This window comes from Parafrankia sp. BMG5.11, from assembly GCF_004337455.1.
This window is the reverse complement of record NZ_SJXI01000171.1, coordinates 64,439-72,095: the sequence shown is the minus strand read 5'-3', so window position 1 is coordinate 72,095 and position 7,657 is coordinate 64,439. Positions and strand designations below refer to the sequence as shown.

At 78.3% G+C, this 7,657-nt stretch carries 1 protein-coding gene; it reads left to right on the top strand.

Going from position 1 to position 7,657, the window contains the following annotated elements; all coding sequences use genetic code 11:
- Positions 1-7,647: type I polyketide synthase (locus E0504_RS49165; protein ID WP_131628020.1), on the top strand; the 7,647-nt coding region annotated here is incomplete at its 5' end.
- Between the last annotated feature and the right edge of the window lie 10 nt (positions 7,648-7,657).

Here is a 7,657-nt window from a genome sequence, read left to right as displayed (position 1 = left end):
TTCCAGAACCAGCGCTACTGGCTGCTGGGTGACGGCCGCCCGGCCGGCGGTGCCGCATCCGGCGGTGGCGCGGCCGGTTGGACGGATCTTGACGGGCTGCGGTACCGCGTCGGTTGGCATCCGCTCGGTCCGGAGCCGCCGCGGGCCGCCCCGGCCGCCGCTACCGGCCGATGGCTGGTGGTCACGCCGTACCCGGCCGCCGATGGCGTACCGCCGCTCGCTGCCGACGCCGTGCGCGCCCTGGCCGAGGACGGCGCGGAGATCGTCAGCGTCCCGGTCGGCCCCGCCGAGCTCACCCGGGAGGGCCTCTCCGGGCGCCTGCGAGCCGTGACCGGCGCCGGGGAGAGCGACCCGCGGGGCGTGCTGTCGCTGCTCGCGCTGACCGGCACGGCACACCCCGACGGGCCCCCGCGCGCTGACGGCGCTGACGGCGCTGACGGCGCCGTGGGCACGGTTGGTGCCACAGCCACCCTGCTACTCGTCCAGGCCCTGGGCGACGCGGGGATCGGCGCGCCGCTGTGGTGCCTCACCCGCGGTGCCGTGTCCGTCGGCGGCGGTGACCCGGTGACCGACCCGGCGCAGGCGCAGACCTGGGGGCTGGGGCGGGTGGCCGCGCTGGAGCACCCGTCCCGCTGGGGCGGCCTCGTCGACCTGCCCGACACGCTGGACGGGTCCGCCCGGCGCCGGCTGGCAGCGGTTCTGCGTGGCGCGACCGACGAGGACCAGGTCGCGATCCGGGCGGGCACGGCCTTCGCCCGTCGGCTGCTGCGCGCGCCGCTCGGCGGGGTCGAACCCGCCCGGCGCTGGCGGCCCCGCGGAACCGTGCTGGTCACCAGCACCGGACCGCTCGGCCCCCACCTGGCCGGATGGCTGGCCGAGCGGGGAGCCGGGCATGTCGTGCTCGCCGGATCGCACCGCGCGGACGATCCCGACATCGCGGCGCTGCGCCACGGCGCGTTCACCGGGGACGTCCGGCTGACCGTGGCCACCTGTGACCTCGCGGACCGGGAGGCGTTGGCCGCGGTCGTCCGCGGGCAGGCCACCGACGGCGAGGGGATCCGCGCCGTCGTGCACACCGCCGCGCTGCTCGGGCTGCGCCCGCTGGCCGACACCTCGGTCACCGACCTGGCCGGCGCGATCGCCGCCAAGGCCACCGCGGCCGACTGGCTCGACGAGCTGTTCCCCACCGACGACCTCGACGCGTTCGTGCTCTTCTCGTCGGTCGTCGGCGTGTGGGGCGGCGCCGACCACGCCGCCTACGCCGCGGCCAACGCCCACCTGGACGCCCTGGCCGTGCGGCGGCGTGCCCGCGGCCTGCCGGCCACCTCGATCGCCTGGGGGCTGTGGCGCCCGCTGGCGGAGAGCGGCAGCGCCGGCGCCGCGGCAGCCGAGGACCCCGGCGTGCGGCGGCAGCGGGCACGGGGGCTCGGCTACCTCGAGCCGGACCGCGCCCTCGAGGCCCTGCGGCAGGTGCTGGACCACGACGAGACCCACACCGTCGTGGCGGAGATCGACTGGACGCGGTTCATCCCGGTCTTCACCTCGGCGGGCCGCCGCCCGCTGTTCGACACGCTCGCAGAGGACGCCGAGGCTGCTGGTGAGGCCCGGCCGTCCGGCGTCGCGGACGGCGACGCCTCCCCGGCCGCGTCCGGAACCGGCTCGCCGCTGGCCCGGAGACTCGCCGCGCTGCCTCCGGCCGAGCGGGACCGGGCCCTGGTCGAGACGGTCCGCACCCGGGCAGCGGCCGTGCTGGGGCACTCCGACGCCACCGCCGTGGAAGCGCACCGGGCCTTCCGTGACCTCGGCTTCGACTCGCTGACCTCCGTCGACCTGCGTAACGGGCTCGGCGCGGCGCTCGGCCTGCGGCTGCCGTCCACGCTGGTGTTCGACTACCCGACCCCGTTGGCGCTGGCGGAGTTCCTGCGGGTGGAGATCACCGGCGGCGACGCGGACGACGCGCCCGCCGCCGGCGTCCCGGGCGCTGTGGCGTCCCGCGACCGGAGCGGGCACGGCGGTGAGCACGACCTGCTGGACGCCGAGCCGGTGGCGATCGTGGCCATGGCCTGCCGGCTGCCCGGTGGCGTCGACTCCCCGGAGGACCTGTGGCGGCTGCTGGCCGAGGGCCGGGACGCGATCGGCGGGTTCCCGGCCGACCGGGGCTGGGATCTCGACGCCCTGCACGATCCCGACCCGGAGCGGTCCGGCACCTCCTATGTGCGCCACGGCGGCTTCCTGGCCGGGGTCGCCGACTTCGACGCCGAGTTCTTCGGCATCAACCCCCGCGAGGCCCTGGCGATGGACCCCCAGCAGCGGCTGCTGCTGGAGCTGTCGTGGGAGGCGGTGGAACGCGCGGGCATCGACCCGTCGACGCTGCGCGGCACCCCGGGCGGGGTGTTCGTCGGCACGAACGTCCAGGACTACGGCCCGCGCGCGCTGGCCGCCGGGGCGGAGACGGAGGGCTACATCGGCATCGGCAACGCGGCGAGCGTCATGTCCGGGCGCATCTCCTACACCCTGGGGTTGCAGGGGCCGGCGGTGACCGTCGACACGGCCTGCTCGTCGTCGCTGGTGGCCCTGCACCATGCCGTCCAGGCGCTGCGGCGGGGGGAGTGCTCGCTGGCGCTGGCCGGCGGCGCGGTCGTGATGTCCTCCCCGCTGATGTACGTCGAGTTCAGCCGCCAGCGCGCGCTGTCACCGGACGGCCGCTGCCGGGCCTTCGGCGCGGGCGGCGACGGCACCGGCCTCTCGGAGGGCGTCGGCCTGCTGGTTCTCGAACGGCTCTCCGACGCCCGCCGGGCGGGCCGTCCGGTGCTCGCCGTCGTCGAGGGCACGGCGGTCAACTCGGACGGCGCGTCGAACGGGCTGAGCGCGCCGAACGGCCCGGCGCAGCAGCGGGTGATCCGCCAGGCGCTCGCCGTCGCCGGGCTGTCGCCGTCCGAGGTGGACGCGGTGGAGGCGCACGGCACCGGGACGAAGCTCGGCGACCCCATCGAGGCGCAGGCCCTCATCGCCGCGTACGGCCGCGACCGGCCGGCCGGTCGGCCGCTGTGGCTGGGGTCGCTGAAGTCCAACATCGGGCACACCCAGGCGGCGGCCGGCGTGGCCGGTGTGATCAAGATGGTGCTGGCCATACGGCACGGGGTGCTGCCGCGCACCCTGCACGCCGACGAGCCCACCCCGCAGGTCGACTGGGACGGGTCCGGCGTCCGGCTGCTGACCGAGGAGGTCGCGTGGCCGGCCCGCCCGCTCCCGGACGGCGCCCCGGCGGGGCGGGAGCGGGCCGGCGAGAGTGGGCCGCGGCGGGCCGCGGTCTCCGCGTTCGGCATCAGCGGCACGAACGCGCACGTGATCCTCCGCGAGGCCCCCGCCACCGAGGAGCCGCGGGTCGGGCCGGCGTCGTCACCGGCGTCGTCGCCGCGGCCGGTGCCGCTGCTGGTGTCGGCGCGCACCACGGAGGGGCTGCGCGCCCAGGCCCGCCGGCTGGCCGCCCACCTCGACGACCGTCCCGGCCCGGCCGCCGCGGATGTCGCGCTGGCCACCGCGGCGACCCGGGCCGCCTTCGACCACCGGGCGGTCGTGGTCGGCGCCGACCGCGACGAGCTGCGGGCCGGCCTCGTGGAGCTCGCCGGCGACCAGGATCCCGCCGACGGGACCGCCCCCGCTGCCGGGACGGCCCCCGTCGACGGCATGGCCCCCGCGGGCGTCGGCCGGCCGGGCGGCCTCGTCGTGCGCGGCGTGGCCGTTCCCGACCCGCGCGTGGTGTTCGTCTTCCCCGGGCAGGGATCACAGTGGTCCGGCATGGGCCGGGAGCTGCTGGAGTCGTGCCCGCCGTTCCGCGAGCGGATGACCGAGTGCGCCGCGGCGTTCGAGCCCTACCTCGACTGGTCCCTGCTGGACGTGATCCGCGGGGCCGGTGACGCGCCGCCGCTGGAGGCCATCGAGGTGATCCAGCCCGCGCTGATGTCGATGATGGTGTCGCTGGCCGCGGCCTGGCGCGCCCACGGGGTGACGCCGGCCGCGGTGGTCGGCACCAGCCAGGGGGAGGTCGCCGCCGCGCACGTCGCCGGTGCTCTCTCCCTGGCCGACGCGGCCCGGATCATCGCGCTGCGCAGCAGGCTGCTGGCCACCCGCCTGCTCGGCCGGGGCGCGCTGGCGTCGGTCGGGCTGCCGCCCGCGGACGTCGCCGCCCGGCTCGACCGCTTCGGTGGCCGGCTCGCCGTCGGCGGGATCAACGGGCCGCGGCAGGTCACCGTCGCCGGCGAGACCGGCGCACTGGACGACCTGGTCGCCGAGCTCACCGCCGAGGGTGTCCGCGCCCGGCTGGTCGCGGCGTCGGTCGCGACGCACTGCGCGCAGGTGGACGGCATCCGTCCCGAGCTGATGGAGATCCTGCGCCCACTGGCTCCCGCCCCCGCCCGGATCCCGGTCTACTCGACGGTGACCGGGGGGCCGCTGGACGCCGTGGCGCTGGACGCCGAGTACTGGTACTCCAACACCCGGGAACCGGTCCTGCTCGACGGCGCCGCGCGGGCGCTGCTGGCCGCCGGATTCGACACCTTCGTCGAGGTCAGCCCGCATCCGGTGGTGGGATTCGGGCTGGCCGAGACGGCGCACGACGCCGGCCGGGACGCCGTGGTCGTCAGCACGCTCCAGCGTGGCCGCGGGGGTGCCGACCGCCTGCTGGCCGCGCTGGCCGAGGTGCACGTCCACGGGGTCGGCGTCGACTGGCGGGAGGCGTTCGCGGGCACCGGCGCCCACCCGGCCGACCTGCCCACCTACGCCTTCCAGCGCCGGCGGTTCTGGCCACGGCCGGCACCGGCCCGCCCGGCCGACGCCGTCGCCGCGCCGGGCCGCGACGGCCCGGCTCATCCGCTGGTCACCGCCGCCGTCCCGATGGCCGACGGGGGCCTGCTGCTGACGGCCCGGATCAGCCCGGCCGCGCAGCCGTGGCTGGCCGGCCGGACCGTGGCCGGCGTCCCGGTCGTGCCGGACGGGGTGCTGCTGGAGCTGGCCATCCAAGCGGGCGACGAGGTCGGCTGCCCGGAGGTGACCGACCTGGCCCTGACCGGGCCGCTGGTGCTGCCGGAGAGTGGGGCGCTCCGGCTCCAGCTGCACGCCGGAGCACCGGACGGCACCGGGAACCGCGCGCTGACGGTGCATGCCCGTCCCGACGGGGCCCCGGCGGACGCGCCCTGGACCGCGCACGCCACCGCGACGCTGGCGGGCACCGCCGACCCGGCCGCGTCCGTACCCGACCCGCGGGCGTGGCCGCCGCCCGGCGCGGTTCCGGTGGACGTCGACCGGCTGTACGGCGAGCTGCTCGCCGCCGGTCACGGCCACGGGCCGGACGGCCCGCGGCTGACCAGGGCCTGGCAGGCGGGGACGGAGCTGTTCGCCGAGGCCGTCCTGGACGGCGAGCACGAGGTGGCCGGGTTCGGCCTGCACCCGGTGCTGCTCGAGGCGGCCGGCCACCTGGCCCTGTGGGGACGGCTCCCGGCAGCCGGCGCCGAGCCGCCCGCGGAGCCGCCCGCGGTGCTCGGCGTGGAGCCGCCCGCGGTGTCGGAGCCGGTGGTGGCGGTCGACGGCGGCTACCGGGGCGTGCGGCTGTACGCCACCGGCGCGCGGGCGGTGCGGGTGCGTGTCGGCCCGGCGGGCGCCGGCGCGGTCTCGGTGGAGCTGGCCGACCACACCGGCGCGGCGGTCGCGGCCTACGGCTCGACCGGCCTCCGGCCGCTGGCCGCCGCCCGGCTGCGTGCGCTGCGCGCCTCGGCGGCGGACGCGATGTTCGCCCTCGACTGGGTGCCGGTGGCCCCCGCACGGGCCTCGGGTGCCGGCGCGCCGGGCTGGGCGGTGCTCGGGCCGGACCCGCTCGGGCTGCGCACGGCCCTCGCGCTGGCCGGCGTCCACGCCCCGGCCTGCCCGGACCTGGCGGCGGCCGCGGCCCTGCCGGCCATCCCCGAGGTCGTGCTGGTGACCAGCGACTCGGCCGCGGCCGGCCCGGATCTCGCGGCGGCCGCGCGAACCGCCCTGCGCTCGGTGCTCGCCCTGGCGCAGGAATGGCTGCGTGACGACCGGTTCGCCGCCGCCCGGCTGGTCGTGGTCACCCGGGGGGCGGTGGCGGTCGGCGCGCACGACGACGTCACCGGTCTCGCCGACGCCGCGGTGTGGGGCCTGCTCGGCTCGGCGGCGGCGGAGAACCCGGACCGGTTCCTGCTCGTGGACGTCGACGGGACGCCGGCGTCGGAGCGGGCCCTGCCGGCCGCGGTCGCCTGCGGCGAGCCGCGGGTCGCCCTGCGCGAGGGCGCCGTCCTGGGACAACGCCTGGTCCGCGCGCCGGTCGCCGGCGCCGGTGTCGACGCCGGCCGGGCACGGTGGCGGCCGGACGGGACGGTGCTGATCACCGGTGGCACCGGCACGCTGGGCGGGCTGGTCGCCCGGCACCTGGTCACCGGCTACGGGATCCGCAACCTGCTGCTGGTCAGCCGCGGCGGAGCCGGTTCGCCCGGCGTCGCGGAGCTGACCGACGATCTGACCGCCCTGGGCGCGCGGGTGACGGTGGCGGCCTGCGACGTCGCAGACCGCGCCGCGCTGACCGGCGTGCTCGCCGCGATCCCCGCGGCGCATCCCCTGACGGCGGTCGTGCACGCCGCCGGCACCCTCGACGACGGGGTGTTCTCCGCGATGACCCCGGAACGCCTCGACACCGTGCTGCGACCCAAGATGGACGCCGCCCTGCACCTGCACGAGCTCACCCGGGGCGACGACCTGGCCGCCTTCGTTCTGTTCTCCTCGTCCGCGGCCGCGTTCGGCAGCGCGGGGCAGGCGAACTACGCGGCCGCCAACACCTTCCTCGACGCCCTGGCGCACCACCGGCGGGCAGCCGGCCTGCCCGCGCTCGCCCTCGGCTGGGGGTACTGGGCCCCGCGCAGCGCCCTGGCCGGGCACCTCGACGCCGCCGCGCTCGACCAGCGGATGGCCGCCAACGGGCTGCGGCCGATCTCCGCCGCGGCCGGCATGGCGCTGTTCGACGCCGCGCTCACCGCGGACCGCCCCGTGCTGCTGCCCATGCGGCTCGACCCGCGGGCACCGCGGGCGGGGGCCGTCCCGCCGCTGCTGCGCGGCCTGGTCCGCCACCCGGCCCGGCGGTCGGTCGACGGCGCGGCCGATGATCCGGTCGAGACGCTGGCGCGGCGGCTGGCGGGGGCCAGCGGCCCGGAACGGGACCGGGCCCTGCTCGACGTCGTGTGCGCCACCGCCGCCGCGGCGCTGGGGCACATGTCCGCGGCGGAGGTGGCACCGGACCGGCCGTTCCGGGAGCTCGGTTTCGACTCGCTCGCCTCGGTGCAGTTCCGCAACCGGCTGACCGCGGCGACCGGGTTGCGCCTGCGGCCGATGCTCGTCTTCGACTTCCCGACACCCGAGGCCATCGCCGGCCACCTCCGCGACCAGCTGTTCCCGGAGGTGGCTCCGGCCGCCGCGGGTCCACCCGCCGCCGCGCCTGCGCCCGCGCCTGCGTCCGCGTCTGCGCCCGCGGGCCCGCCCGACCCGGAACCGCCGGCCGCGCCCGGCGGCGGCGAGCCGGCCAGCGCGTTCGACGAGATGGACGCCGAGACACTGGTCCGGCTGGCCCTCGGCGAGGGCACCTGACCACCGCCCC